This is a genomic window from Kineococcus sp. NPDC059986 (assembly GCF_040702905.1).
GTDB lineage: Bacteria > Actinomycetota > Actinomycetes > Actinomycetales > Kineococcaceae > Kineococcus.
Window position 1 is genome coordinate 36,774 of record NZ_JBFBND010000019.1, and the last position, 25,985, is coordinate 62,758.

Here is a 25,985-nt window from a genome sequence, read left to right on the forward strand (position 1 = left end):
GGGCGCTCCTCAGGGTGAGGGGGGTCTCAGAGGACGGGGTCGCCCAGGGCCCCCTCGACACGGCGAAGGAGCTCGAGGAGCTGCTGGCGGTCGTCCTCCTCCAGCACGCGCAACGCACGGGTGGCCGTCGCCCGCGAGCGCCGTCGCAGCTCCTCGAGGACGGCCGTCCCGGGGCCGGTCAGCTCCAGGAGGACCGAGCGGCGGTTCCCGGGGTCGGGCGTGCGGCGCAGCAGCCCGGCCTGTTCGAGGGGGTCGACGAGGTCGGTCAGGGAGCGGGGGGCGATGTGCAGCCGCACCGCGACCTCCCCCATCCGGGGCGGTTCCTCGCACCGGCCGACGACGCGCAGCACGCGCCCCTGGGCCGGCGTGATGCCGAGGTCCTCGACGTCGCCGTGGGCGCTGCGCCGCAGCCGCCACTGCACCGAGCGCAGCGTCTCCAGCAGGTCCCCGTCGAGGTCGTCCACTCCCGCACCCTACCGTTGTTGAGGTAACCTCACTGTGAGGTGACCACAAGAAAGAGGTGAGCTCGTGCGGGGAGACCCCGAACGCGACCCCTTCCGGCCGGGGAAGACCGACACGACCGGCCTGGACCGCCCCCGCCGCGACGAGGTCGGGCGCGTGCTGCGGTTGTTCCACCCGCACACCCGGACGCTGGCCGTCGTCGGCGTCCTCATCGCCTTCTCGGCCGTGACCGGCGTGGCCTCGCCGTTCCTCATCCGCGAGGTCGTCGACGTCGCCCTGCCCCGGGGCGACGTCCGGCTGCTCGCCTGGCTGGCCGCCGGGCTCATCGGCATCGTCGCCGTCGGCACGGCCCTCGACGTCGTGCAGGGCCTGCTGACCACGCGCGTCGGGCAGGCCGTCATGCACGGCCTGCGGACCTCGCTCTACTCCCACCTGCAGCGGATGTCCCTGGGCTTCTTCGCCCGGACCCGCACGGGCGAGGTGCAGTCCCGCATCGCCAACGACATCGGCGCCATGCAGACCGTCGTCACGAGCACCGGCGCCGACTTCGTCCAGAACCTCGCCACCGTCGTGGTGACGGTCGTGGCGATGCTCGCGCTGGACTGGCGGCTGGCCCTGTTCTCCTTCTGCGTCCTTCCCTTCTCGGTCTGGCTGAACCGGCGCGTGGGACGGCTGCGGCGGCGCATCACCGCGCAACGGCAGCGTCAGCTCGCCGAGATGTCCGCGACCGTCGAGGAGACCCTGTCGATCTCGGGGATCCTGCTGACGCGCACGACCGGCCGCACCCCTGAGGTCGTCGAGCGCTTCACCGCCCAGTCCGACGACGTCGCCCGCCTCGAGGTCGGCTCGGAGATGGCCGGTCGCTGGCAGTGGTCGCTCATCACGTTGACGATGGCCGCCGTCCCCGCCCTCACCTACCTGCTCGGCGGGTGGATCCGGGGCACCGGGACGGCGCTGAGCATCGGCACGCTCGTCGCGCTCGTGACCCTGCAGGGACAGCTGTTCCGTCCCCTGGGCGCGCTGCTGCGCATCGTCGTCCGGCTGCACGCCTCGATGGCGCTCTTCAGCCGCGTCTTCGAGTACCTCGACACCCCCGTGGAGGTGGAGGAGCGTCCCGACGCCCGCGCCCTGCCGCGACCGCGTGGGCACGTCCGCTTCGACGGTGTCACCTTCGGCTACCCGGGGGCCGACGCGCCGACCGTGGCCGACGTGAGCCTCGACGTGCCCGCCGGGACGTCGCTCGCGGTCGTCGGCGCCACCGGGTCCGGCAAGACGACGCTCGGCTACCTGCTGGCCCGGCTGTACGACGTCGACGCGGGGGCGGTGCGCCTCGACGGCGTCGACGTCCGGGACCTGACGGCCCGGTCCCTGTCCGACGCCGTCGGCGTGGTGACGCAGGAGACCTTCCTGCTGCACGCCTCCGTCGCCGACAACCTGCGCTTCGCCAAACCCGACGCGACGGACTCCGAACTGCGCCGGGCCGCGCGGATCGCCCAGGTCGAGGGCGTCCTCGACGCGCTCCCGCAGGGCTTCGACACCGTCGTCGGCGAACGCGGCTACCGGTTCTCGGGCGGGGAGAAGCAGCGCATCGCCCTGGCCCGCACGGTGTTGCGCGACCCTCCGGTGCTGCTGCTCGACGAGGCGACGTCGGCGCTGGACACCCGCACCGAGCGGGCCATGGCCGCGGCCCTCGCCGAGCTGTCCGCGGGCCGGACGACGATCACCATCGCCCACCGGCTGTCCACCGTCCGCGACGCCGACCAGATCGTCGTGCTGGACCACGGCCGGGTCGTCGAACGCGGGACGCACACCGAGCTGCTGGACGCCGGCGGCCGGTACGCCGAGCTCGTGGCCGCCGACGCCGAGCGCGTGGAGGCCGGGCGGCTGCCCTGAGCCGGGGGTCAGCGGGCGTTCTTCTGCGCCCGCACGTCCTCCTCGACCCGCTCCAGCACCGACCGCACCCCCGTGTCGAAGGGGGAGCGGCACTCGACCGGGGTGGCCCGCACCACGCCGACGGTCACGCCCACCCGGCGGTCGTCGGCCCGGCGCCCGCGCCCCGGCAGCGGGGTCGGCGGCGTCCACGCCCGGACGACGTCGGCGATGCGTTCCGCCTGCACCTCGTCGGTGCCCGGCAGGACGACCGCGAACTCGTCCGCGCCGAGCCGGCCGGCGGTCGCGCTCGGCGGCAGCGCCGAGCGCAGGTGGGCGGCGAAGGCGATGAGCAGCGCGTCACCGGCGGCCAGGCCGTAGGAGTCGTTGACGGCGCGGAAGCCGTCGAGGTCGGCGGCCAGGACGCACACCGGTTCGTCCCCGTCGGCGGACGCGCCGAGGGCCGCGGACAGCCGCTCCTGCAGGAGGCTGCGCGCGGCGACCCCCGTGAGGGCGTCGCGGTGGGTGGCCTTGGCCATCTGCGTCGCCCGGTCGCGCAGGGCGCGGGTGGCGGCGCGCAACGACTGCTCCAGCTCCCGCACGGGGGTGACGTCGCGCCCCACGAGGACGGCGCCGGCGTACCCGCCGTGGGCGTCGTGGAGCGCGGTCGCGGCCGACTCCACGACGAGGGACCGGCCTCCGTGGGTGACGAACTCCACCTCCACGCCCGACCAGGTGCGCCCGGCGACGAGTTCGCGGCGCACGGCCTCGAGGTACTCCTCGACCTCCTCGTCCTGCCACAGCCCGCGCGCGTGCCGGCCCACGAGGTCCTCGGCGCGCACGCCGTACAACCGCTCGGCGCCCTTGTTGAGCAGCTCGACGGTGCCCGCCGCGTCGACGACGACGACGGCGTCCCCGACGTGCTCGAGCAGGTCCTCGAGGAGCCGGCGGCTCCGGGAGCCGACGTCACCCCGGCAGACGCGCACGGAGGTGTGGACGAGGTCGCCGTCGGCCCAGACGACCGCCGCGCCGCCGACCCGCCGGCCCTGGGCGTCGCGCAGGTCGACGGGGCCGTCGACGGTGGGGACCTCGCCGAGGACCTCCTGGGGGAAGCGGCCGAGGACGGTGGCCGCGGACAGGCCGAAGACGGTGACGGCGGCCCGGTTCCAGGCGCTCAGGCGCCCGGTCGCGTCCACCGACCAGGTGGGGTCGGGGAAGCCGTCCAGGAACCTCGCGGTCGCGACGTCCTGCGCATCGAGCTGCACCGCTCCACCCCGATCCTGCATCGCCCGCTGTCCCACACCAGGTGATCGGCGGCGGGGGGCGGCCGGACGAGGGACCGAACGGGTGGATCAGGCCGTCGGGGCGGCGTGGCGGCTCGACGCCACGAGGTGCCGGACCTCCTCGAGGATGTCCTCGAGGTCGGTGACGGGGATGCCCATGGACGCCGTCCCCCAGAGCCCGTCGCCGATGAGCTGCACGAGGCGGGCCAGGCCCCGGTCGCCGCCGAGCTGGTCCTCGATGAGCTCGCGCCACGCGTCGTTGACGGCGACGTATGCGCCGCTGGCGCGCGAGTCGCCCTCCTGCGCGAGGCGGAGCAGGGCGATGAGCGCCGTGCTCAGCGGGTCCGGTTCGGCGCCCCCGAGGGACACCGCCTCGGTGGCCGAGGTGCGGACGTAGTACTCCGCGGGGCCCTCGGGTGCCGTGCGCATCTGCTCGAGGTCCTCGCGCGCGAAGCGCTCGAAGCGCAGGACCAGTCCTTCGACGAGGGCGTCCTTGTTGGCGAAGTGGTAGAGCAGGCCGCCCTTGGAGACACCCGCGCGGGCGGCGACGGCCTCGAGGGTCGCGGAGCGTGCGCCGGTGGCGACGACGAGGGCGGCGAAGGCGTCGACGAGGCGGTCACGGGTCGCGAGGGGGTCCCTGGGCACCGGACGAGGTTACGGCGTGGACACCGGGCCACTGCGACGAGTAGCCAGCTGTACCGTCTGGACGGTACAGTCGCCGTCGACGTCGACTCGTCACCCCGATGAACCGAGGAACCGTGACCACCACGACCGCCCAGCCGGTCTCCCCCGCCCCGATCAGCCGCCCCACCGCCCGCCAGTGGGCCGCCCTGGCCGTGCTCGTCCTGCCGGTGCTGATCATCTCCATCGACATGACGGTCCTGAGCTTCGCGCTCCCCGCGATCAGCGAGGCCGTCTCGCCCACCGGCACCCAGCTGCTGTGGATCGTCGACGGGTACTCCCTGGCCATCGCCGGCCTGCTCGTCACCATGGGCACGCTTGGCGACCGCCACGGCGCCCGCAAGATGCTCCTCATCGGCTCCGCCGGCTTCGGCGTCGTCTCCCTCCTCGCCGCCTTCGCCGACTCGGCCACCGCGCTCATCGCCGCGCGCGTCGCCCTCGGCGTCTTCGGCGCGACGCTCATGCCGTCGACGTTGTCGTTGCTGCGCAGCACGTTCACCGACCGCGAGCAGCGGCGGACGGCCTTCGCCGTGTGGGCCGGCGGGTTCGCCGCCGGTGGTGCGCTCGGGCCGATCGTCGGCGGCTGGCTGCTCGAGCACTTCTGGTGGGGTTCGGTCTTCCTGCTCAACGTGCCCTTCATGGTGCTGCTGCTCGTCCTCACCCCGCTCGTCGTCCGCGAGCACCGCGGCGGCGGCGTCCACGGCCGGCTCGACGTCGTCAGCGTCGTCGTCTCCGTCCTGGCGCTGACCTCGCTCGTCTACGGGATCAAGACCCTCGCCGAGCACGGCCTCGCCGCGGTCCCCGTCGCGACGTTCCTGGTCGGTCTGGCCCTCGGCGTCGTCTTCGTGCGCCGCCAGCTCCAGCTCGCCGAGCCGCTGCTCGACGTCGACCTCTTCCGCCTCCCCGTCTTCCGGTCCTCCGTCCTGGCGAACCTCATGAGCATCTGCGGGATGACGGGCATGCTCTTCGCCGTCTCGCAGTACCTTCAGCTCGTCCTGGGGATGCGGCCGCTGGACGCCGGTCTGCTGCTGCTGCCCGGTGCCGTCGTGACGTTCGCCGCCGGGCTGATCGCCGCCAAGCTGGCCCGCCGGCTGCGGCTGGACCTGCTCATCGCGACCGGTCTGCTGCTCGGCACCGCCGGCTACACCGTCATGGCGCTGCTGGGGACGGGCGGCGGGTCGGCGCAGGCCGTCCAGCTCGCCGTCGCCTTCGCCGTGCTGTGCGCGGGGGCCGGGCTCGCCGAGACGCTGACGAACGACGCCATCCTGTCCGCGGCCCCCCCGCACCGGACGGGGGCCGCGTCGGCCATCTCCGAGACGGCCTACGAGGTCGGTGCCGTCCTCGGGACCACCGTCCTGGGCAGCGTCCTCAACGCCGTGTACCGCCAGCAGGTCGAGGTCCCCGCGGGGGCCGAGGCCGCCCGGGAGACCTTGGGGGCCGCCGTCGAGGTGTCCGCCACGGTGCCGGGCGGTGACGCCCTGCTCGCCTCGGCCCGCGAGGCCTTCACCCACGGCCTCGACGTGACCGCCGCGGCCGGGGCCGTCCTCACGGCGGCCGCCGCGCTCGTCGTCTGGCGCTCGCTGCGGCCCGGCCGGGACCTGGCCCAGGACGAAGCCCGGGATGTGGTCACCGCCGACCGGGCCTAGCGTCGGCGGCACCGGAACGGGACGTGAGGAGCGCGCGGTGCCGAAGACCTCGAAGTCGGGAAAGCCCCTGGAGAAGGAGCTGCCGAGCACGTTGCAGCGCTCGGACGAGAAGGCGCAGGCGACGTTCGCGCAGACGCACGACTCGGCCGCCGCGACGTACCACGACGACGCGGCGGCCAACCGCGTCGCGTGGGCCGCCGTCAAGCACACCCACGAGAAGGTGGGCGACCACTGGCAGCCCAAGGAGGACGGGCACAAGGGGCCGTCCGACCCGCAGTCCGAGGGTGGTGTCGACACCCACCGTCGCTCCTCGGGCGGGGTCGACGAGCACGCGACCAAGGAGCACCTCCTCGAGATCGCCCGCGAGCTCGACGTGAGCGGCCGGTCGCGGATGACGAAGGCCGAGCTCGTCGGGGCGATCCAGAAGGCCAACGACAAGGCGACGCGGGACAGCCGGTCCTGACGGGCCCTCCCCTCACGCTCGGGGACGGCGGTACGCCTCGAGCTGTCCGGCCGGGAGCTTCGGCACCGCGTCGACAGCGGTGGCCGGCGCCTCTGCGGCGGTCCGGTCCCGAGCCTCCTCGGCGGGAGGCTGGAGGGCCGCCTCACCCGCATGCCTGGGTACGTCCTCGCGGCCGGGTCCAGCAGGCACGTCGGTGTCGCTGGTGTCCGGCCTCCCGTCCCGCACCCGCCACAGCACGAGGGCAGCGGTCAGCGACAGCACCGTCGTGACCGCGAGCAGCGCCAGGACGGGGGCGACCTGGACCAGTCCGCCGGTGTTCGGCAGCAGGTAGGTCATCTGCAGGTTCCCGAACGGCTCGCTGGGCGGTTCGTCGGTCAGGTCGTACAGCATCACCAGGCACAGCACGCTCTCCGCCGCCGTCAGCACCGCCGCCCCCGCCGCGACCCGACCGGCCCAGCGGGAGGGCACGAGCCAGCCGGGGCGCCCCGCCGCGACGAGGCACGCCAACGCCACGAGCACCAGGGCGGAGCCGAGCAGGACCTCCGGCACCGGCACCGTCGCCCACAGCAGGCGGAACCGCACGGAGAAGGTGAAGTCGATCCGGGTGCGCAACGTCTGCTCCGAGACGTAGGTGCCGAAGTAGACCGTGTCCGCGGCCCCCGTCAGGAAGCGCCGGAACACCTCACCGAGGACCACCGCGATCGCGACCGCGCTCGCGACGAGCGACCACGGCACCCACACCAGCGGGCCCCACCCGTCCGGCTCCCTCGTCCCCTCCTCCTCGGGCAGGGGGGTCTCGGGCTGCCCGCTCCGGTCGTCCACCTCCCGAACGTACGGCGCGGGCACCGGGGCGTCGCGCCAGGAGCGGAGGGAACCCCCGGACGTCCGTGGCCGGCGCGAGGACCCCCGCCGCGGTGGTCGCCGCACCCGTCGGCGGCACGACCTGCCGGGATGACGGTGACGCCGGGGGTGACGCCCGATCGAGACCCGTGATGACGCACGACCCTCAGAGTCGGGAGCGGCCGACTCCCAGGCGCGCTTCGTAGTACAGGACGTCGTCGACAGTCCTCAGCACCTCGAAGCCGGCTCGCGCCAGCGTTCGCTGGGAGGCGACGTTGTCGAGGGTCGTGTCGGCGCACACCCTGCTCAGTCCCTCGTCCGCGGCGACACCCAGCAGGGCGACGACCGCTTCGAGGGCGTACCCGTGCCCGCGAGCCGGTGCCTGACGCGGGATGACCGCGAAGGAGCATTCGCCCCGCCGGCGACACAGGTGGTCGTGCGCTTCACGCGAGGTGTCGGCTGATCAGCCTCGCCAGCTCCGCGCCATCGAGGTCTCCGGCGGCCACTGCCAGCACCATCTCTTCCGCGCCGTCGACGTCCATGCTCAGGTCGGTGCCGTTGAGCAGGCAGAAGATGCGGGTGGCGGACCACGCCAGACGCTCGTCGCCGTCGACCAGCGGGTGGTTGCGGGCCAGGGAGTGCATCAGGGCGGCGGCCTTGTCCGCCAGGGTCGGGTAGGCCTCGCGACCGAAGACGGTGGTGCGGGGACGCGCGGCGGCCGAGGCGAGCAAGCCGAGGTCGCGGACCTGCACGTCCTGGACGATGCCGGCGGCGATCTCGAGCAGGTCTTCGGTCGAGAGGTGGTCCAGCGGGGGTTCGGGCTGGGTCACCGCGCGAGGCGGGCGAGGAGTTCGGCGTCCTCCGTGCGTACCCGGTCGATGGCCGCGCGCAGGCGGGCGGGGCGGTCGGAAACGTACTCGCCGATGGCGGTGCGGGCGACTTCCTGCATGGAGCGACCCTCTTGTTCGGCGCGTCGGCGCAAGGCCTCGGTCTCGTCGTCGGTCAGTCGAAGGTTCATCGCCATGAACCGACGGTACCGCTCTGGTACCAATCACGTCAGGTGTGTCGACGTCTCTGCGACGGCGCCGGTCGCGCAGTGGACGCGGGATGGCCGGAAGGTCGTGTCTCGTCCCCCTGCGCTGCCGCACCGACGAGGGGGGTGGTTGCGGTGCGCGTGGGCGTGGGCATCAGGAAGCCAGTACCGCGCGGGCCCCTGCGATGAGCTCGGCGAGAAGGTTCCCGGTCACGACCCCACGACGCTCGACTTCTCGATGCGCGGCAACCACAGGCTGCAGCGAGTCCGGCCACCCCAGCTGGTCGTGGACCTCCACGGCGATCCGACGGGCCGCCTCCTCGGGCCGCAGGTCCCCGTCGACGGCGGCGGCCGCCCACGAGCGCGCCACCTGCCAGCGCGCCTGCGTGACGTCGAGCTGGGGAGCCCCCAACTCGTCGAGAGCCTGCTCGTAGTCGCAGCGGAGGCGGTCCGCGTCGCTCAGGTCGCCGGCGAGGATGCGGTGCAACGCCGGGACGTCGACACCCGCGTCGCGTGCGTGCTGCGCCCAGCGGAGAACCCCCACCGGGTCAGCCCAACCGAGGACCAGGTCGGCGCGCGAGTCAGCGAGGTCACGCAGGCGGGGAACGATCGTCGGGGCGGCTTCGTAGTCGCTCAGATCGGCGTCCAGGGTGACCAGGGCGATGTCCTCAACCGCAGTGGCGTGGGCCGTGACGGCCACTTCGACGTCGGGCAGCGCAGCGGCCGCTACCCAGTACCGGCTTCCGGAGCGGTGCAGCGCGAAGGGCGTCGGGGTTCCGTCGACGAGGAGCGTGATGTCGCTGCGCCCGCGCAGGGACACCGCGATGTCGTCGTCGTCCTCGTCGGCGAGTCCCGGGAGGGTCAACAGCGCCGTGCGGACCGCGTCGGCGTACCCGGCGCCAGGAGCGGTGTCACGCGGCTCGGTGACGACCCGAACGCTGGGACGGGGCGAGCTGGGGTCCACCTCCCCGTGGCAGAGGGTGATCGTCGTGGTGGGTGCGCCGATGGGGTTCCACATCGCCAACCCGCGGGGTCCGGTGAAGGACGCGTCCAGGCCCAGCGCGCGGAAGGGCAGAGGCAACGGCACGGCGTGGATGAACCTCGAGTTCTCTCGAGAGATCACCCCGGCAGGTTCGCACAGCGAAGGGTGGGTCAACTCGTCGCAGCGCCCGGAGCAGGCCCGGGAAGGCTGCGGCGACGAGGGGCGACCACCGGGAGCAGGTCAGGTGCCTGGCGGAAACGACATCTCGTCTCCTGGTGCAAGGGGACGGCGCGCGTGCCACCGCTAGCGGCCGTGGGCGCAGTGGTCAGCGCAAGACCCCCCTCGACGAGCGGAGCGCCGTCGCGGTGGCCGCGGTGTCCGCCGAGCCCGGCCCTCAGCTCCCGGGTTTCAGCAGCGGCGCCGCACACCGCCGGTGCGCCGCCTCCACCTCCTCCTGCTGCCGCCGCGCCCGGTCGGCGAGGCCGCGGACACCTGCGGTCCAGTCACCGCGCAACCCCTGGGCCACGACGAGGTCGGCGAGCAGCCGCGCCGCCACCGCGCGCCGGTGCAGGCCGCCGAGCACGTCCTCCAGCGCGAGCAGCCCTTCGACGACGGCGGCACGGGTCGGGTGGGTGGCCGGCAGCACCCCGGCGACCCGTTCCAGGACGGGCAGGCGGTGCAGGAGGGGCGTGATCCGGCCGGCGTGCGCCGACAGCCACCCGACGCCGACGACGGCCCAGTCGGTGCTCGCGCCCAGCCGTCGCATGGCGTTGCGCAGGACCGCGCGGTCGGCGGCGACCTCGCGGCGCACGCGCAGCAGCGTCGTCCGTTCGACCTCGAGCACGTCGAGGGTGGCGGCGCGCCGCAGCTGCTCGCTCAGGGCCGTCGCGGCGGCCAGCTGTTCGTTGAGGTAGGCCCGCAGGACGGGGTCGGCGTCGGACGCGGCCCGACGCCGTCCGGACAGCAGGGCGGCGACCGTCGGCACAGGAGGACGCTAACCCCATGGAGTTCCTGCGCGCCCTGCCGGTCCTGCCGGTCCACGACCTCGACGCCGAGACCGCCTTCTACGAGGCCCTGTCGTTCCACGTGCAACACCGCGACGACGGCTTCGCGGCGCTGGAGCGCGACCGGGTGCTGTTCGGCCTGCGGCAGGTCCCGGCCGACGTGCCGGTCCCGCCGGGCGGGGTGTCCTGGCAGGTCGAGGTCGACGACGTGGCGGCGGCGCTCGCGGCGGCGCGGACGGGCGGGCTGTACGTCGCGGCGACCCCGCACCAGCAGCCGTCCGGGGAGTGGACGCTGCGCCTGGTGACGCCGGCCGGGTACGAGCTGGTGCTGGAGGGGCCCTCCTCCGGGACGACCGTGCTGGACCTGCGCGCCCTGGCGCTGTCGCTGCCGGACGTCGTCGAGCTCGTCGACGAGGGCCGGACGGGCTTCCGCCGGGTCGGCGGCGCGTGGCTCGCGCGGGTGGCCGGGGACCACGCCGAACTGCACACCGGGGACGGTCCCGACGGGGTGACGGCCGTGGACCTGCGGACCGTGACGCGGGACCACCTCGAGGAGTTGCTGCGCTCGGCGTGGGAGGAGAACCCGGGTCCGGTGCCGGATGTGGGACCCCTGCGCACGGAGTGACGGTTGTGACGTGCGGTAGTCGTGAGAACGCCGCGACCTGCAGCGTTCAGGTGGAACGCGCCCCCTTCGTCACGTAGCGTGTTCATTCGATCACGCGATCGGGGAGACACAGGGGGAAGAACGATGGACGCTGTGCAGGGCGGCACGATCATGACCGAGGGGCCCGCGGTCGACACGACGGTCACCCTCATGCCGACGACGTCCGCGGGGACGGGCGTCTGGCACACCGGGACGGTCCGTTCGTGGACGGCCGGTGCGGCGGGCCTCGTCGTCACCAGTCACGTCACCACGAGCCGGGAGACCGTCGAGGAGCTCGACGGTCAGCGCGTCTGGGTCAGCACCGACCCCGGCGACGGCTCCTCCGTCACCCCGCACGCCGTCTTCCAGGCCGTCGCGCAGGCCCACCGCGACGACGAGCTCGCGCTCACCGGCGTCATGCTGCTCGCCTCGGAGACCCGCCGTGGCGCCGTCCGCGCCCCCGCCTCCCTGCCGGCCCACCTCACGACCACCGACGGCGTCGCGGACGTCCGTACGGTCGACTACTCCCGCACCGGCATGCGCATCGAAGGCGCCGCCGACGTCCCCGGCGGCACCGACGTCGAGATCGCGCTCGAGCTCGCCGACGGCCACGAGGTGCACGCCCGCGGCGAGGTCGTGCGCGTCGACGAGCACTCCGGGGAGGCCGTCGTCCGCTTCGTCGAACTCGAGGAGGGGGCCGCGCAGGCCCTCGAACGCAGCGTCCTCACCGAGCTGGCCCGCCAGAACCGCTCCTGACCGCCCGCACGACAGCACCCCCGGACCGCACTCGGTCCGGGGGTGCTGTGCGTTCGCGGCGGGCGGGCCTTCGCGGGGGGACGTGCCCTCCCGCCGCGGCTCGGGTCAGCTGCCGCTGGTCGGCGCGCTGCCGCCGGTCGTCGGGGACGCGCTGCCCGTCGGCGGCGTCGGGTCGTCCTGACCCGGCGTCGGGGCGGACCCGTCACCCGGGGTCGGCGCACCCTCGGGCGGCGTCGGCGCCCCCTCACCCGGAGCGGGCGGGGTCGGCGCGCCGGCCGGCGGGGTGGGCGGCGTGGGCCGGCCGACCTCGACGCGGGTCGCCGTGAAGGACCCGCCGTCACCGGCCTTCGTGCCCGCGGCGGCCTCGGCGTGCACGTGCTCGCCGACCGCGATCGACGAGACGTCCGCGGCCTGCCCGTCGCGCAGGACCTGCGCTCCGTCGACGTCCACGACGGTGCTCGTGCCGTCGGGGCCGGCGATGGTGAGGGAGCTCCCGTCGACCTTCGTGACGTCCCCGTCGGCGCGCAGCGGTTCGACGACGACCCGGGCCGCGGTGGCGTTCCCGGACGTCGAGGACGAGGTCAGTTCGGCGTGGACGCGCTGGCCCACGGTGATCGCGCTGCGGTCGGCGGTCTGCTCGCCCTGGCCGGGGCCCTTGTCGAGCACGACGACGGTGTCGTCGGTGAGCGTGACCGTCGTCTTCTCACCGCGCGGAGCGGTGAGGGTCAGGGTGTCGCCGTCGACGGCGGTGACCGTTCCGGCGGCGGGCGGGCCGACGCGGTCGCCGCGGCCGGGGCCCCCCGGAGCGCCGGGGCCGGCCGGGCCGGGACCACCCGGGGCGGGCGGCGCGGGGGCGTCGGTGCCGGGGGCGGGCGCCGACCCGTCACCGGGCGCGGCGGGCGCCGAGGCGGACGGGCTGGTCGCGGTGCCGCTCGGAGTGCTCGGGGCGGTGGTGGCCGCGAAGGCGGCCGTGGTGGCCAGACCACCGGCGGCCGTCGCCACGACGGCGCCGAGGACGAACCGGCGGATGCGGGCGCTGCGGCGAGCGGTGCCGTGCGCAGCGCGGTCGGTCGGGTCGGTCGGACGGTTGGTCGTCACGGTGTTCCTCCACAGGTCGGTCTTCGTGACTTGCTCACCGGGACCTGGTGGTCCGCGGTGAGGTCAAGACCACCGTCCGGAACTGAAGCGGACCTGAAGCGGGTGCGTTCCGCCGCAGTCCTTCAGGTCACCTTCAGCTCGCGCGTTGGCCGCGCCCCCGCGGCTCTGCGATGTTCTTCCGGTGCCCACCGCAGCCGTCCGGGTCCTCCTCGTCGAGGACGACCCGCTCATCGCCGAGTCCGTCACCGAGGCGCTCACCGACACCGGGATGGTCGTGCGCGCCTGCCCCGACGGTCGCGGCCTCGACGAGGTCGTCGAGCACTTCCGCCCCGACATCGCCGTCCTCGACGTCATGCTCCCCGGCGAGGACGGCATGTCGCTGGCCCGGCGCGTGTGCGTGCCGCGGGACGTGCCCGTCGTCTTCGTGACGGCCCGGGACGACATCGACGACCGGCTCTCGGGCTTTGCCGCGGGCGCGGACGACTACGTCGTGAAGCCGTTCGCCGTCGAGGAGCTCCTCGTCCGGCTGCGCGCCGTGCTGCGTCGCTCCGGCCGGACGCCCCAGGTGGTCGAGGTGGACGACCTCGTCGTCGACGAGTCCGCGTCCGTCGCGCTGCGCGGCGGCACCCCCCTCGACCTCACGGCGACGGAGTTCCGGCTGCTCGCCCAGCTCGTCCGCTACCGCGGGCGCACCCTGTCCAAGCTGCAGCTGCTCACCCAGGTCTGGGGCTACGAGCACTACGACCAGAACCTCGTCGAGGTCCACGTCAGCGCCCTGCGCCGCAAGCTGGAGGAGCACGGACCGCGCCTCGTCCACACCGTCCGCGGGCTCGGCTACGTGCTGCGCGCCCCGACCGCGCCGGCCGCCGACCGGGACGGCTGAGCGGTGCGCACCGTCTCCCTGCGCCGTCGCGTGGTCGCCGTCACGACGGCCGTCCTCGCGGCGCTGCTGCTCGCCGTCGGGGTCTTCGTCGACGCCGACCTCGGGTCGCGGCTGCGCGACGACGCCCGGTCCCGGCTCGCCGCCCTCGCCGAGCTCGGGGTCCAGCTCGACGGCCAGGTCGACGACCAGACCCTCGTCAACCGGCTCGCCACCGCCGGCGCGACGGCCGAGCTGGAGACCGACGAGGGCACCGTCGTCGGCACCCCCGGCCCCGCGGACGGACCCGGCCCACCCGGTCCCGCGGGCGGACCGGCGGGGGGACCGAAGGCCGCCGTCGTCCAGGACGGTGAGCTGCTGCGGACCAGCCGGACGCTGGGCGACGACCGGGTCCTCGTGCTCACGACCTCGTTGCGCCCCGTCGAGGACGCCCTGTCGCAGTTCCGGCGCTCGATGCTGCTCGGGGCGCTCGCGGGCCTGGCCCTCGCGGTCGTGGCGTCGTGGCTGCTGCTGGGCCGGGCGTTGAAACCCCTCGACACCATGACGGCGACGGCCCGCTCGATCGCCGAGGGCGACCGGGGCCGCCGTCTCACCCCCGACCGCACCGACACCGAGCTCGGCCGGACGGCCGCCGCCTTCGACGCGATGATCGACTCCCTGGAGGGCGCCGAGCAGCGGGCCACCCGGTCGCGCGACCGGTTGCAGCGCTTCCTGTCCGACGTCGCCCACGACCTGCGGACCCCGCTGGCCGCCGTCATCACCGCCGCCGAGCGGCTGCTGCTCGAGACCGGCGACGGACCCCACCGCCGTGACCGGGAGGAGGCCGCCGTCCGGATCGTGCGGGAGGCCCGGCGCGCGGCCCAGCTCGTCACCGACCTGCTGTCCGCGTCCCGGCTGGAGGAGCTGCAGGCCCGCGCGGTGCACGCCGACCTCGCCTCCCTCGTGCAGGCGGCGGTGGACGAGGCCGGTCACCTCGGGCACGGCGTGACGGTCCGGGCCTCGGCCGTCGACGTCGTCGCCGACCCCGACCACGTCCGCCGCATCCTCGTGAACCTGCTGTCCAACGCCCGCCGCGCCGCCCCCGCCGGGGAGGTCGTCGTCGCCGTCGACCGCGTCGGTGGGCAGGGCCGCGTCGTCGTCGCCGACAGCGGACCGGGCATCGCCCCGCAGGACCGCGAACGCGTCTTCGACCGCCTCGTGCGGCTCGACCCCGCCCGCGCCGGGGACGGCGGCAGCGGTCTGGGCCTGTCGATCTCCCGGGGCCTCGCCCGCTCCGGTGGCGGGGACCTGCGCTGCGCGGACCCCGCCGACCCCGACCTGCCCCCGCGCCTGCCCGGCGGCGCCGTCCTCGTCCTCACCGTCCCGGCCGGCTGACCCCCACCCCTTCGCGGAAAACACTCTTTCCGCCCTGTGGACCGGTCCAGAATGGCGGAAAGAGTGCCTTCCGCCCGGCGGCTCGGGGTGGGCGGCTGGAAGCATCACGGCATGTCGCGTCCCGGCGAGCCCTTGGTGTTCGGCCCCGGTGTGCCGCGGTGGTGGTGGCGCTGGACCCCGCGCGGCCGCCGCGTGATGGCCGGGATCTGGCGCAGGCACGCCGCGGAGGTCCGGCGCTGGGAGGTCGACGGCCCACCCGACGGGTTCGAGACCCCGCCCGGGGGCCTCGTGCGCCGGTGGGCCGAGGACGCCGAACGCATGACGGACGTCTGGAGCCTCCCGCTGCACCGGGAGCTCCTGCGCCCCCACCCCAGGGGCTGGCGCCGGTTCAGCCGGTTCCACCGCTTCCGGCACCTGCCGGCCCCTGACTGACGAGTCGGAAAGCACTCCTTCCGCCCCGCGAACGGCTTCGCAAGGGCGGAAAGAGTGTTTTCCGCGGGGGGTTGGGGGGTCGCGTCAGGCCTCGCGGGACTCCGGCTGCTCGGCCCACCAGGCGCGCAGCTCGCGCTCGGCCTCCTCGGCCCCGAGCGGCCCGCGGTCCATCCGCAACCCGAGAAGGTGCTGGTAGGCGCGACCGACGACGCGGGACGGCCCGATCCCCAGCAGCTGCATGATCGCGTTGCCGTCGAGGTCGGGGCGGATGGAGTCGAGCTCCTCCTTCTCCCGCAGCCGGGCGATCCGCTCCTCGAGGTCGTCGTAGGCGTCCGACAGGCGCTTGGCCTTGCGGGCGTTGCGCGTCGTGCAGTCGCTGCGCGTCAGCCGGTGCAGGCGTTCGAGCAGCGGGCCGGCGTCGGTGACGTACCGGCGGACCGCGGAGTCCGTCCACTCGCCGTCGCCGTACCCGTGGAAGCGCAGGTGCAGCTCGGTGAGCCGCGCGACGGCCTTGATCGTGTCGTTGTCGAAGCGCAGGGCCTTGAGCCGCTTCGCGACCATCTTGGCGCCGACGACCTCGTGGTGGTGGAAGCTCACGCCGCCGCCCTCCTCGAACCGGCGCGTGCGGGGCTTGCCGACGTCGTGCAGCAGCGCCGCGAGCCGGAGCAGGAGGTCCGGCCCCGGGACGGGGTCATCCGGACCGCCCTCGAGGTCGATGGCCTGCTCCAGGACGGTGAGGGAGTGCTCGTAGACGTCCTTGTGCCGGTGGTGCTCGTCGATCTCCAGCTGCAACGCCGGCAGCTCGGGCAGGACGTGGGCGGCCAGACCGGTGTCGACGAGCAGTCGCAGCCCGGCGACGGGGTCCACCGCGAGCAGCGTCTTCTCCAGCTCCACCCGCACCCGCTCGGCCGAGACGATCGTGATGCGGTCGGCCATCGCCGTCATCGCCGCCGTGACCTCCGGGGCCACCCGCAGGCGCAGCTGCGCCGCGAACCGGGCCGCGCGCATCATCCGCAGCGGGTCGTCGGAGAACGACTGCTCCGGGGTGCCGGGCGTGCGCAGGACGCCCGCGGCGAGGTCGGTGAGGCCGTCGTGCGGGTCGACGAAGTCCATCGACGGCAGCTGCAGCGCCATCGCGTTGACGGTGAAGTCGCGGCGCGACAGGTCCCCGACGAGGTCGTCGCCGTAGGCCACCTCGGGTTTGCGGGAGGCCGGGTCGTAGCTCTCGGAGCGGTACGTCGTCACCTCCACGACGAGGTCCCGCTTGCGCGCGCCGATGGTCCCGAACTCCTTGCCGATGTCCCAGGACGCGTCGCCCCAGGCTCCCAGCAGCCGTGCGGTGTCGTCGGGACGGGCATCCGTGGTGAAGTCGAGGTCGGTCGAGCGGCGGCCCAGGAGGGCGTCGCGCACGGGACCGCCGACGAGGGAGAGCGAGAACCCGGCCCCCTCGAAGACGCGGCCGAGGTCGACCAGGAGCGCCATGACCGGCTCCAGCGCGGCCACGGCGCGGCCCTTCGCCTCGTCCTTGGCGGACGCCAGGACCGACTCCAGGGCGGCGGCCGGTCCGGTGGACCGGGGGGTGGGGGACTCCTCGTGCAGCACGGGGTCCAAGCCTGCCATGAGTCGACAGCTGCGCTGGCTACAGTGAGCCGATGGTCAAGCCTGCTCGGGAGCCGCGTCGGCGGCTGCCCACCGTGCAGGAGACCTCCTCCGGTGGGCTCGTCGTCGACCTCTCGACCGGGGTCCCCCGGGCCGCCGTCATCTGCCGCCTCAACCGCGCGGGCCGCCAGGAGTGGTGCCTGCCCAAGGGCCACCTCGAGGGCGAGGAGACGCTCGAAGAGGCGGCGGTGCGCGAGATCGAGGAGGAGACGGGCATCCGCGGCGAGGTCGTGGAGACGCTCGGCAGCATCGACTACTGGTTCTCCGCCGACGGGCGCCGCATCCACAAGGTCGTCCACCTCTTCCTGCTGCGCGCCGTCGGTGGCTCCCTGACGGTGGAGAACGACCCGGACGCCGAGGCCATCGACGTCGAGTGGATCCCGTTCACCGACCTCGACGAGCGGCTCGCCTTCCCCAACGAACGACGGGCGGCGACGGCGGCGACCCTGCGGCTGGGCGAACTGGCGTGACGACGCGCGTCTCGCGCCGCGGGCTGCTCACGGGACTGGCCGCCGGTGGTGCGGTCCTGGCCGCGGTCGACCCGGCGCAGGCCTCGACCACCCGCCCCACCGCGAGCGCCACCTCGACGTCCTCGACGCGGCTGCCCCTGAGGGTCGTCCTGCTCGAGCTCACCCCCTCGGCCTACGCGGCGGGCGACCCGGCGCGGTCGACGATCGTCGCCCGCGCCCGCATCGAGCACCAGGGGTCGGACCCGGTGTCGTCGCTGACGGCGCGGCTCGTGGCCCAGCGCTCCCCGGTCGTCGCCCGCTCCGGCCTCGACACGTGGGCGCGGGCTTCGGACCGGGCGTCCATCACGCGGTCCTCGGCCAGCTCCGACGACGTCGTCGTCGGCACCGGATCGCTGGACCCGGGCGCCTCCGCGGAGGTCCTCATCACGCTGCCGGCCGCCTCCCTCGGCGGGGGCGTCGGGGCGCACCTGGCGGCCGTGGAGGTCTCCGACGACTCCGGCCGCCTCGGGGTGGCCCGCACGTTCCTCGTCTCGGCTCCCGGCGCGGTGACGCCGACGCCGCTGACGTTGCTGCTGCCCCTCGTGGCGGGCCGGGACGTCACGGCGACGGGTCTGGCGAGCGCCGTGCAGGACCGGCTCGGCCCCCTCGTCGAGGGCAGCACCGACCAGCGGGTCGCGTGGGCCCTCGACCCCGCGCTGACGGCGACCGTCGCATCCGTGCGGGCGGCCGCCGGGACCCCGACGCCGGGCGCGACCCCGGACCCGACCGCCTCCAGCAGCCCGCAGCCCTCCTCGGAGCAGACGCAGCGGCTGTCCGCGTGGCTGGACCAGCTCGCGACGGCGAGCGCCGGTCGTGACGTCGTGGGCCTGCCGTTCGGTGACCCCGACCTCGAGGCGCTGTCGCGGGCCCCGTCCGGGGCGGAGCTGCTGCAGCGCGCCACGGACGCCGCCGCAGGTGCCTTCGACGGCCTGGGCGGTGCGTCCGTGCGGACCGACGTGGCCTGGCCCGCGGACGAGGCCGCCGACGAGGACCTCCTCGGCTTCTGCGTCGAGGGCGAGGCCTCGACGGTCGTCCTCGACGACCGCTGCCTCGTCCCCGACCGCGACCTGACCTTCACGCCCGCGGGACGCGCCACCGTCGACCTGTCCGGCGGCCGCTCGGTCGCCGCGCTCGTCGCCGACCGGACGCTGTCCTCGGTCCTGGCCGACGTCGCCGACCCCGACCAGGCGGTCCTCGTGCGGCAGCGGCTGGTGGCCGAGGCCGCCACGGTGACGCTGCAGCGGCCCAACGACGCCCGCGGTCAGCTCCTCGTCGCCCCCCGCAGCTTCGCGCCGCAGGCCGCGACCCTGTCCGGGCTGGTGGACGACCTCGAGGCGTCGGGGTGGGCCAGCTGGCAGACCCTGACGGCGCTGCAGCAGACGACCGCCCCCGACGGCGAGCGCTCCGACCCGGAGGTGGCCGCCGCGACGGCCCGGGCGGCGCTGCCGACCGCCCACGTCGAGGACGTGGAGGAGCAGTTGGTGGCCGTCGACGACTTCCGCAGCGCCCTGCAGACGTCGACCCCCGACGTGGACCTGCTGTCCCAGCAGCGGGCGGCGCTGGCCCTCCTCGGCGTCTCCTGGCGCGGGCACACCGACGAGCTGCCGCGTGCGCGGGCCGCCCTCGCCCGGGCCGTGCAGCTGCTGACAGCGGGCGTGAGCATCGCGACGGGCAGCGTCCGCAACCTCGCCGCCGAGCGCAGCGAGCTGCCCATCACCGTCGTCAACGAGCTCGACGTGCCCGTCGTCGTCGACCTCGTGCTCCGGCCCCGCACCCCCCGCGTCCAGCTCGACGCCGTGCCGCGTCAGACGGTGCCGGCCCGCAGCCAGCAGCGCGTCGCCGTGCCCGTGCGGGCGCTCGCGAACGGTTCCGTCGTCGTCGACGCGCAGCTGCGGACGCCCGCCGGCAGCGCCATCGGCCCGGCCGTCGACATCCGGCTCAACGTCCGCGCCGACGTCGAGAACTGGATCTCCGGGGTCGTCGGGGGCGGGGCGGCGGGCCTGCTCGTGCTGGGTGTCGTGCGCGCGTTCCGCAAGGGCCGCCGCCGGGTCGACGAGGCCGAGCACCCCGTCGACACCGCTCCGGAGACGCCCGAGGACCCCGCGCCCGCGGGGGACTCAGCGCCGGCCGAGCCCGGGCAGCCGGCGAAGTAGCGGGCCGACGAGGTCGTCGAGCTCGCGCACGCGCATCAGCCGGCACAGGACGGTGAAGACGGCGAGGACGAGGACACCGCCGACGAGGACGACGGCGAGGTCCGCCCCACGGCCGTCACCCAGGCGTGTGCCGCCGAGGGAGACCGCCCAGCCGACGGCCGCCGCGACGGCCGTGATGATCAGCAGCCGTACGAGGGTCCGCAGCAGGAGGTACCCGTCGATGCCACCGCCGTCCAGGGCCCGCAGCCGCCGGCGGAGCAGCACGAGCCCCAGGCCGCAGCCCACGACGTTGGCCAGGCTCATGAAGGCGCCGATGCCGATGACCTGCCACCGCGGCTCGAGGACGAAGTAGCAGACCAGGTTGCCGATCGAGGTGACCGCCGCGACGACCACCTGGACCACGAACGGCGTCCTGGCGTCCTCGTAGGCGTAGAAGACCCGCTGCACGAGGTAGGTCACGCTGAACGGGACGAGGCCGACGGTCATGGCGACGAGGACCTGGCCGATCGGGTGCGCCGCGAACATCGCGCCCCCGATGGCCGGTCCCAGGCTGAGGAAGGCCGCGGTGGCCAGCGCCCCGGCGGCCGCCACGGTCCGGGCGCCCGTCGAGAAGTCGCGCCGGACGGCGGCCACGTCGCCGGCCACGGCCGAGCGGCTCAGGCGTGTGAAGAGCGCGGTCACGAGCGAGACCGCCACGAGCGAGTGCGGCAGCATGAAGAGCAGGTAGGCGTAGCTGTACGAGTTCCCCGACGCCCCGTTGACTCCTGCCTCGTTGAGCGCGTAGCCGGCGGACGTCATGACCTTCGAGGTGGGGATGAAGGCCACCTGACCCACCGCGACCCCAGCGAACGTCCAGCCCGCCACCCGGCCGGCGCTGCGCAGGCCGATGCCGCGGAAGCCGAAGCGGGGGCGGTAGCGGAAGCCGACGCGGTGCAGCGGCCACAGCAGGACGAGCGCCTGCAGCGCCACGCCCGCCGTCGCCGTGCCGGCGAGCAGCGCGATCATCTGCGGGGTCCAGGCGCCGGCGGAGTAGCCCTCGCCACCGGGGTACAGCGCGAGGAACGCCACCGTCCCGCCGATCGCGACGACGTTGTTGACGACGGGGGCCCACATGAAGGGCCCGAAGCTGCCCCGCGCGTTGAGCACCTGGCCGAGCACGGTGTAGAGCCCGTAGAAGAAGACCTGCGGCAAGCACCAGAAGGCCATCGCGGTGCCGAGCGCGAGCCAGTCGTCGTTCCACTTGTCGGCGTACAGCTGGACGACGAGCGGCGCGCACAGGGTGATGAGCACCGTGGCGCCGGCCATGACGAGCAGCGCGAGGGTGATGAGCCGGTCGACGAAGTCCTTGCCCCCGTCGGGGAGCTTGAAGGCCCGCACGATCTGCGGGACGAGGACGGCGTTGAGGACACCGCCCGCCACGAGGATGTAGAAGTTGTTGGGCGCCTTGTTGGCGACGTCGAAGACCTGCCCGCCGACGCCGGCGGCCGCACCGCCGATGGCCGAGGCGAGCAGGGCGACACGGACGAACCCCAGGACCCGCGAGACCAGCGTCCCGCCCGCCATGACGGCGCTGGACCGGGCGAGGGAGGCCTTGGACTCGTCCGGGACGGCCGTCTGGTCGGGGGCTGCGCTCACGCCACGATGGTGGCCGATGCCTGCGCCGTCCGGGTCATCGCGTCCCCGGTCCGGTCAAGGTCTTCACACGCGGTGACGACCCCACCACGGTGAAGAACCTCAGGCGGGTCGTCGGGGCGGGTGTCCTCGCGCTGGCCCTCGTCGCGCCCGCGGCGGGCGCGCACGCCGACCCGGTGACGACCGCGCAGAGCCAGCCGCGCAGCCGGACGCTGCAGGCGCAGGCCGACGCGCTGCGCGCCTCCGTCGAGGGCCTGCAGCTGCAGCAGTCCGTCGCGACCGAGGCCTACGACACCGCCGTCGACGACACCGAGCGGGCGATCCACGAGGAGGTCCGCGCACAGGCCGCCCTGGACGCGGCCTCGGGCACCAGCAGCGCAGCCGGCACCGCCGCGACCCGCCGCGTCCGCTCCCTCTACATGGCCGGACCCGGCCTGCCGTCGGGCCTGTCCTCGGGTCTGGACCTCCTGACGACCGGCGACCTCGACCAGGCCGCGAGCGCCGCCCGGTCCGCCGCGGTCGCGGCCACGGTCGTCGCCGACGACGAGACCACCCTGACCCGCGCGGTGACGGCCCGCGCCGACGCCGACGCGGCCGAGGCGCACCTGCAGGACGTCCGGCGGCAGAAGACGGCGGCCCAGGCGGCCGCGCAGACGGCGAAGACGCAGGTCACGACGGCCCTGGCCCGCCAGCAGCAGCTGCTCGACGCCGCCGACACCGCCGTCCGCGACGCCGTGGCGCAGGAGGAGGAAGAGGCCCGCCAGGCCGCGCTCGCCGCCGCCGCGCAGCAGGCCGCGGCCGCCGGGGTGGCCGACGCGACCTCCCCGGACTCCACGGCGGGTGTCGCCGACGCCGTCGCGAACGCCTCGACCGCGGCCCTCGGGGCCATCGCCGCCGCGCACACCCGCGAGGGCATGTCCTACGTGTGGGGGGCGACCGGTCCGTCGACGTTCGACTGCTCGGGGCTGACGCAGTGGGCCTACGCGCAGGCGGGCGTCACGATCCCGCGCACGTCGCGCCAGCAGTACGCCGGGCTGCCGAAGGTGCCGCTGGACCAGCTGCAGCCCGGTGACCTCGTCTTCTACGCCAACGGGTCGGACCCCTCGACGATCCACCACGTCGCGCTCTACCTCGGCGGAGGGAAGGTCCTGCACGCCCCGCACACCGGCGACGTCGTGCGCGTGGCGGGCGTCGCGATGCCGGGGCTGTTCGGCGCGGTCCGCCCGTCCTGACCGGCCCCGCTAGCGGGAGGCCAGCACGGCGAGGGTGAGGCTCGCGACGTCCTCGACGACGGCGGCCTGCCAGTCGGGCACGACCTCCGCGGCCCCGGCCCGCCAGGCCGCGCCCAGCAGCGACCCCGCGAGCGCCCCGACGGCCCCCGCGACGACCGGCCCGGCCACGCGCCGGTGGTCGCGCTTGGCCAGCGCGAGGGCACCGCCGGCGCCCGCGGCCAGGCGTGCCGGCAGACCTCCCGCCGACAACCGGCTCGGCGTGGCGGGGTTCTTGTCGGCGACGACCTCGGCCCCGACGGCCACGAGGGCCCCGACCTTGGCCAGCGCGTTCCCACCCGTGAGCGCCGGACCGGCCAGGCCGAGGGAGCTGCGGCCTCCCGCGGCGACCCCCAGCAGCAGCGAGCGGGCGACGAGCCCTGCGGAGGCGCGCGTCGGGGGCTCGGCCACCACGACCGTGCTCCCCTCGTCGGGCCGGCCGTCGGCCAGTCGCAGCGTCGCGTGCGCGGCGAGGCCGAAGGCCAGGTGGGGCACGGCGTCGGCGACCCAGTCCTCGCTCGTCCACTCCCGCACGTCGGTCACGCCGAGCGCGTGCGCGGGCCCGTCCGTCGCGGCCATGGCCAGCGCCCCCGTGACGATCCCGCCGACGACGGGCGGCATCCGCAGCCCGGCCGCGCGGGCCGTCCCGACGAGGGCCCCGACGCCGAGGCCGGCCACGGTCCCCGACAGCGCCCCGAGAGCCGTGCGGCGGTTGGCGCGCTCGCCCCGCGCTCCCCCGACCTCGGTGCCGAGCCGGTCGGCCAGCGCGTCGACGACGTCACCGGGCAACGTGCTCGCGTCCCGGCCGCGCCAGGCCATGTCGGCGTACGTCACGGCGGTGATCACGGCGGTCCCGACGGCACCGGCCGCCAGTCCGCTGCGCAGGCCACGTCCCAGGGAGCTGCTCACGCGGTCATCCTGTGCGTCGCGGGGAGCCCGCGCGCGCCGAACGGGCGCGGGCCCCGCGCGCCCTAGCATTGGGGGCGACGGGACGGTCCCGGGTGCGGGCGAGAGCCCGCGGACGAGACGCAGGGGGCAGGACTGGACGGGGCAGGCCGCAGCACGGACCGGGACACGGGCGCGGGGCGGGTCGCCGACCGCTACCTGCTCGACCGGGAGCTGTCGGTCGAGACGGACCTCGGCACCCGGGAGTACCTGGGCCGCGACCTCACGCTCGACCGTCCCGTGCGGGTGCGGACGCTGCCGGCCACGGACCCGCGCGCCGAGGAGTTCCTCGACGCCGCCCGCCGCACCGCCATGCTCAACGACCCCCACGTGCCGCGCATCCTCGACGCCGGCACCGACGAGGACCCGGCCCAGCTCGAGGCCCCGACGGTCTACGTCGTGGAGGAGGCCGTCGCCGGCTCGACCATGACCGAGCTCCTGCACTCCGGTCCGCTGCGCCCGGCCGCCGTCCGCGCCCTCGTCGGCGAGGTCGCGACGGCCCTGGACGCCGCCGCCCGTCGCGGGCTGCACCACACCCGCCTCACGCCCGACGACGTCCTGCTCGACCCCGACGGCGTCGTCCGGGTGCGCGGGGTGGGCGTCGAGGCGGCCCTCGAGATCGACCCGCCGGCGGTCTCCGCGGCGCGGGCGGCGGCCCTGGCCAACCGCGCGGACGCCGTCGGCCTCGTCGCGCTCGTCTACGCCGGGCTCGTCGGCCGGTGGCCGGTCCTGGAGGGCCTGACGCCCTGCCCGGCCCTGCCCGAGGCACCCACCGGTGACGGCAAGCCGTTGCCGCCCAAGGACATCCGTCCCGACGTCCCGAACGACCTGGACACCCTGTGCGCGGTCACGTTCGGCCCGCACGAGGACGGCCCGCGCGACCCGGCCGAGCTGGCCCTGCAGCTGGCGCCGTGGTCGATGGACGTCTGGGACGAGACGCTGCGGCGCATGCGCGGCGAGGCCGCGACGGCCGCCGTCCGCGGCCGGCTGAAGAACCGCGAGGAGGTCGTGCCCGAGGCCGAGCCGCCCGTGCCCTTCACGCGGCCGCACTCGACGGCGCGACCGCCGCGCGACGACTCCCGTCTGGTCCTCGTGCTCCTCGGCGCGCTCGTGGCCGTGGGCCTCGTCCTCGCGCTGTGGCAGCTCAGCGGCATCGGCGCTCCCCGCAGCGCGAACGAGCAGACCCCCGCACCGTCGGCGTCCGCACCCGCGAGCGCGCCCGCACCGACGTCCTCGGCGCCCAGCTCGACCAGCGCCGCGCCCTCCGCCGCACCCGTCGTGCTGCCCGTCGCGGCGATCTCCGCCCTGGACCCGCAGGGCGGCGGCGAGAACTCCCAGACGGCCCCCCGGGCGGTCGACGGGGACCCGGCGACGGCGTGGGAGAGCCAGCGCTACAACTCCGCGGCCTTCGGCGGGCTCAAGGAGGGCATCGGCCTGCTCCTGGACCTCGGCACCGAGGCGCAGGTGAGCTCGGTCGCGCTCACCGACGGCGGCGAGGGCGGCTCCGTGTCGCTGCTGACGGCCCCCGGCCCCTCCCTCGACGGCTCCCAGCCCGTCGCGACGGCCCCGGCGGGCGGTCAGCAGACGCTGACGCCCGCGCAGCCGGTGCGCGCCCGCTACCTCGTCGTGTGGTTCACCCAGCTGCCGACGACCGACGGGGTGTTCCGGGCCTCGGTCGCCGAGATCGCCGTCACCGGAACGCCCGCGTCGTGACCGGGGCGGGAGCCCCGGGACCCGGTCCGACGACCGGCCAGGACCCCCGGACCGACGCCGAGCTCGTCGCCGCCCACGTCGCGGGCGACCCGGAGGCGTTCGGGGAGGTCGTCCGCCGGCACCGGGACCGGTTGTGGGCCGTCGCGCTGCGCACCACGGGTGACCGCGAGGAGGCCGCCGACGCCGTCCAGGACGCCCTCGTGTCCGCGCTGCGCGCCGCCGACCGCTTCCGCGGCGACTCCGCGGTCACGACGTGGCTGCACCGCATCGTCGTCAACGCCTGCCTGGACCGCGCCCGGCGCAAGGCCGTGCGGCCCACCCGGCCCCTGGAGGAGGAGGTCGGGTCCGGTGAGGACGGGACCCGCACGGGGGCGGCGCTGGCCGTCGTCGAGGACGCGACCCCGCACGTGGAGGCGCAGCTCGACGTCACCGCGGCCCTCGCGCGGCTGCCCGAGGCCCAGCGGGCGGCCCTCGTCCTCGTCGACATGTACGACGTCCCGGTGGCCGAGGCCGCCGAGGTGCTGGGGGTGGCGGTGGGCACGGTGAAGTCCCGTTGCTCCCGGGGCCGGGTCGCCCTGGCCGAGCTGCTCCGGCCGGGAGGGAACCTGTGAGCCGCGCCCCGCGTCGTAGAGCCCGTTCCACCTCGTGTCCCGTTCAGGG

Annotated in this window: 26 protein-coding genes; 13 read left to right on the forward strand and 13 right to left on the reverse strand. The window is 75.2% G+C overall.

What is annotated here, in order from left to right; all coding sequences use genetic code 11:
• Window positions 1-26 precede the first annotated feature (26 nt).
• Window positions 27-464, reverse strand: coding sequence for a MarR family transcriptional regulator (locus tag AB0637_RS15150; protein WP_366173271.1), 438 nt, complete (start codon window positions 462-464; stop codon window positions 27-29).
• Between the two features lie 121 nt (window positions 465-585).
• On the opposite strand from AB0637_RS15150, the gene AB0637_RS15155 reads away from it, so the two are divergent.
• Window positions 586-2,355 (forward strand): ABC transporter ATP-binding protein, encoded by a 1,770-nt coding sequence (locus AB0637_RS15155; RefSeq protein WP_366173323.1) that lies wholly within the window; start codon window positions 586-588, stop codon window positions 2,353-2,355.
• Window positions 2,356-2,363: 8 nt separating this feature from the next.
• Here the strand turns inward: AB0637_RS15155 and AB0637_RS15160 are convergent, their stop codons facing one another.
• Both AB0637_RS15160 and AB0637_RS15165 read right to left on the reverse strand, forming a co-directional pair.
• Window positions 2,364-3,596, reverse strand: a complete 1,233-nt coding sequence (locus AB0637_RS15160) for a PAS domain S-box protein (protein WP_366173272.1) — start codon at window positions 3,594-3,596, stop codon at window positions 2,364-2,366.
• Between the two features lie 87 nt (window positions 3,597-3,683).
• Window positions 3,684-4,259 (reverse strand): TetR/AcrR family transcriptional regulator, encoded by a 576-nt coding sequence (locus tag AB0637_RS15165; protein WP_366173273.1) that lies wholly within the window; start codon window positions 4,257-4,259, stop codon window positions 3,684-3,686.
• A gap of 113 nt (window positions 4,260-4,372) precedes the next feature.
• Between AB0637_RS15165 and AB0637_RS15170 the strand changes: the two genes are divergently transcribed.
• On the forward strand, window positions 4,373-5,941 hold the full coding sequence (locus AB0637_RS15170; RefSeq protein ID WP_366173274.1) for an MFS transporter: 1,569 nt from the start codon (window positions 4,373-4,375) through the stop codon (window positions 5,939-5,941).
• A gap of 37 nt (window positions 5,942-5,978) precedes the next feature.
• Window positions 5,979-6,404: a ChaB family protein gene (locus AB0637_RS15175; RefSeq protein ID WP_366173276.1), complete on the forward strand. Its 426-nt coding sequence runs from the start codon at window positions 5,979-5,981 to the stop codon at window positions 6,402-6,404.
• Between the two features lie 12 nt (window positions 6,405-6,416).
• Here the strand turns inward: AB0637_RS15175 and AB0637_RS15180 are convergent, their stop codons facing one another.
• The 6 genes from AB0637_RS15180 to AB0637_RS15205 all read right to left on the reverse strand — a co-directional run bounded on the left by AB0637_RS15180 (window position 6,417) and on the right by AB0637_RS15205 (window position 10,244).
• Window positions 6,417-7,226: a hypothetical protein gene (locus AB0637_RS15180; RefSeq protein WP_366173277.1), complete on the reverse strand. Its 810-nt coding sequence runs from the start codon at window positions 7,224-7,226 to the stop codon at window positions 6,417-6,419.
• A gap of 184 nt (window positions 7,227-7,410) precedes the next feature.
• Window positions 7,411-7,674 carry a GNAT family N-acetyltransferase gene (locus AB0637_RS15185; RefSeq protein WP_366173324.1) on the reverse strand — a complete coding sequence of 88 codons (264 nt, stop codon included), beginning with the start codon at window positions 7,672-7,674 and terminating at the stop codon, window positions 7,411-7,413.
• 13 nt (window positions 7,675-7,687) lie between these two features.
• Window positions 7,688-8,074 (reverse strand): Fic family protein, encoded by a 387-nt coding sequence (locus AB0637_RS15190; protein ID WP_366173278.1) that lies wholly within the window; start codon window positions 8,072-8,074, stop codon window positions 7,688-7,690.
• A complete protein-coding gene (locus tag AB0637_RS15195) occupies window positions 8,071-8,268 on the reverse strand; it encodes a DNA-binding protein (protein ID WP_366173279.1) in 198 nt (65 codons plus the stop codon). The genes AB0637_RS15190 and AB0637_RS15195 overlap by 4 nt, the downstream gene beginning before the upstream one ends.
• 163 nt (window positions 8,269-8,431) lie before the next feature.
• On the reverse strand, window positions 8,432-9,400 hold the full coding sequence (locus tag AB0637_RS15200) for a hypothetical protein (RefSeq protein WP_366173280.1): 969 nt from the start codon (window positions 9,398-9,400) through the stop codon (window positions 8,432-8,434).
• Window positions 9,401-9,653: 253 nt separating this feature from the next.
• A complete protein-coding gene (locus AB0637_RS15205; RefSeq protein WP_366173281.1) occupies window positions 9,654-10,244 on the reverse strand; it encodes a hypothetical protein in 591 nt (196 codons plus the stop codon).
• Between the two features lie 17 nt (window positions 10,245-10,261).
• On the opposite strand from AB0637_RS15205, the gene AB0637_RS15210 reads away from it, so the two are divergent.
• Together AB0637_RS15210 and AB0637_RS15215 are read left to right on the forward strand one after the other, a co-directional pair.
• Window positions 10,262-10,888, forward strand: a complete 627-nt coding sequence (locus AB0637_RS15210) for a VOC family protein (RefSeq protein ID WP_366173282.1) — start codon at window positions 10,262-10,264, stop codon at window positions 10,886-10,888.
• A gap of 123 nt (window positions 10,889-11,011) precedes the next feature.
• Window positions 11,012-11,662 (forward strand): PilZ domain-containing protein, encoded by a 651-nt coding sequence (locus AB0637_RS15215; protein WP_366173284.1) that lies wholly within the window; start codon window positions 11,012-11,014, stop codon window positions 11,660-11,662.
• Window positions 11,663-11,767: 105 nt separating this feature from the next.
• Here AB0637_RS15215 and AB0637_RS15220 read toward each other — a convergent pair whose 3' ends face one another.
• Window positions 11,768-12,760: a DUF5666 domain-containing protein gene (locus AB0637_RS15220; RefSeq protein WP_366173285.1), complete on the reverse strand. Its 993-nt coding sequence runs from the start codon at window positions 12,758-12,760 to the stop codon at window positions 11,768-11,770.
• Window positions 12,761-12,941: 181 nt separating this feature from the next.
• Between AB0637_RS15220 and AB0637_RS15225 the strand changes: the two genes are divergently transcribed.
• The 3 genes from AB0637_RS15225 (at window position 12,942) to AB0637_RS15235 (ending at window position 15,446) form a co-directional block, all read left to right on the forward strand.
• Complete coding sequence (locus AB0637_RS15225) at window positions 12,942-13,643, forward strand: response regulator transcription factor (protein ID WP_366173286.1); 702 nt, start codon at window positions 12,942-12,944, stop codon at window positions 13,641-13,643.
• A 3-nt stretch (window positions 13,644-13,646) separates the two neighbouring features.
• Window positions 13,647-15,014 carry a HAMP domain-containing sensor histidine kinase gene (locus tag AB0637_RS15230; RefSeq protein ID WP_366173287.1) on the forward strand — a complete coding sequence of 456 codons (1,368 nt, stop codon included), beginning with the start codon at window positions 13,647-13,649 and terminating at the stop codon, window positions 15,012-15,014.
• 111 nt (window positions 15,015-15,125) lie between these two features.
• Window positions 15,126-15,446: a hypothetical protein gene (locus tag AB0637_RS15235; protein ID WP_366173288.1), complete on the forward strand. Its 321-nt coding sequence runs from the start codon at window positions 15,126-15,128 to the stop codon at window positions 15,444-15,446.
• Between the two features lie 84 nt (window positions 15,447-15,530).
• Here the strand turns inward: AB0637_RS15235 and AB0637_RS15240 are convergent, their stop codons facing one another.
• Window positions 15,531-17,066, reverse strand: a complete 1,536-nt coding sequence (locus AB0637_RS15240; protein ID WP_366173289.1) for a CCA tRNA nucleotidyltransferase — start codon at window positions 17,064-17,066, stop codon at window positions 15,531-15,533.
• Window positions 17,067-17,098: 32 nt separating this feature from the next.
• Between AB0637_RS15240 and AB0637_RS15245 the strand changes: the two genes are divergently transcribed.
• Window positions 17,099-17,575, forward strand: a complete 477-nt coding sequence (locus tag AB0637_RS15245) for an NUDIX hydrolase (RefSeq protein ID WP_366173290.1) — start codon at window positions 17,099-17,101, stop codon at window positions 17,573-17,575.
• Window positions 17,572-19,767, forward strand: coding sequence for a DUF6049 family protein (locus AB0637_RS15250; RefSeq protein WP_366173291.1), 2,196 nt, complete (start codon window positions 17,572-17,574; stop codon window positions 19,765-19,767). Before AB0637_RS15245 ends, AB0637_RS15250 begins: the two co-directional genes overlap by 4 nt.
• Here AB0637_RS15250 and murJ read toward each other — a convergent pair.
• Entirely contained in the window at window positions 19,732-21,402 is a 1,671-nt protein-coding gene (murJ, locus tag AB0637_RS15255) for a murein biosynthesis integral membrane protein MurJ (protein ID WP_366173292.1), read from the reverse strand. The two genes, AB0637_RS15250 and murJ, sit on opposite strands and share 36 nt — an antisense overlap.
• Before the next feature lie 89 nt (window positions 21,403-21,491).
• Here murJ and AB0637_RS15260 point away from each other — a divergent pair, with 89 nt between their 5' ends.
• Window positions 21,492-22,631: a C40 family peptidase gene (locus tag AB0637_RS15260; protein WP_366173293.1), complete on the forward strand. Its 1,140-nt coding sequence runs from the start codon at window positions 21,492-21,494 to the stop codon at window positions 22,629-22,631.
• A gap of 9 nt (window positions 22,632-22,640) precedes the next feature.
• Here the strand turns inward: AB0637_RS15260 and AB0637_RS15265 are convergent, their stop codons facing one another.
• On the reverse strand, window positions 22,641-23,576 hold the full coding sequence (locus AB0637_RS15265) for a hypothetical protein (RefSeq protein WP_366173295.1): 936 nt from the start codon (window positions 23,574-23,576) through the stop codon (window positions 22,641-22,643).
• A 282-nt stretch (window positions 23,577-23,858) separates the two neighbouring features.
• On the opposite strand from AB0637_RS15265, the gene AB0637_RS15270 reads away from it, so the two are divergent.
• Window positions 23,859-25,325, forward strand: coding sequence for a hypothetical protein (locus AB0637_RS15270; protein WP_366173296.1), 1,467 nt, complete (start codon window positions 23,859-23,861; stop codon window positions 25,323-25,325).
• The gene (sigM, locus tag AB0637_RS15275) at window positions 25,322-25,936 is read left to right on the forward strand and encodes an RNA polymerase sigma factor SigM (protein WP_366173297.1); all 615 of its coding nucleotides are present in this window, start codon (window positions 25,322-25,324) and stop codon (window positions 25,934-25,936) included. Before AB0637_RS15270 ends, sigM begins: the two co-directional genes overlap by 4 nt.
• Window positions 25,937-25,985: the final 49 nt, after the last annotated feature.

Excerpts from the sequence above, each read along its gene's own strand:
- AB0637_RS15195 (WP_366173279.1), bottom strand. The coding sequence starts at position 8,268 with ATGGCGATGAACCTTCGACTGACCGACGACGAGACCGAGGCCTTGCGC.
- AB0637_RS15210 (WP_366173282.1), top strand. The coding sequence starts at position 10,262 with ATGGAGTTCCTGCGCGCCCTGCCGGTCCTGCCGGTCCACGACCTCGAC.
- AB0637_RS15215 (WP_366173284.1), top strand. The coding sequence starts at position 11,012 with ATGGACGCTGTGCAGGGCGGCACGATCATGACCGAGGGGCCCGCGGTC.
- AB0637_RS15235 (WP_366173288.1), top strand. The coding sequence starts at position 15,126 with ATGTCGCGTCCCGGCGAGCCCTTGGTGTTCGGCCCCGGTGTGCCGCGG.
- AB0637_RS15240 (WP_366173289.1), bottom strand. The coding sequence starts at position 17,066 with ATGGCAGGCTTGGACCCCGTGCTGCACGAGGAGTCCCCCACCCCCCGG.
- AB0637_RS15245 (WP_366173290.1), top strand. The coding sequence starts at position 17,099 with ATGGTCAAGCCTGCTCGGGAGCCGCGTCGGCGGCTGCCCACCGTGCAG.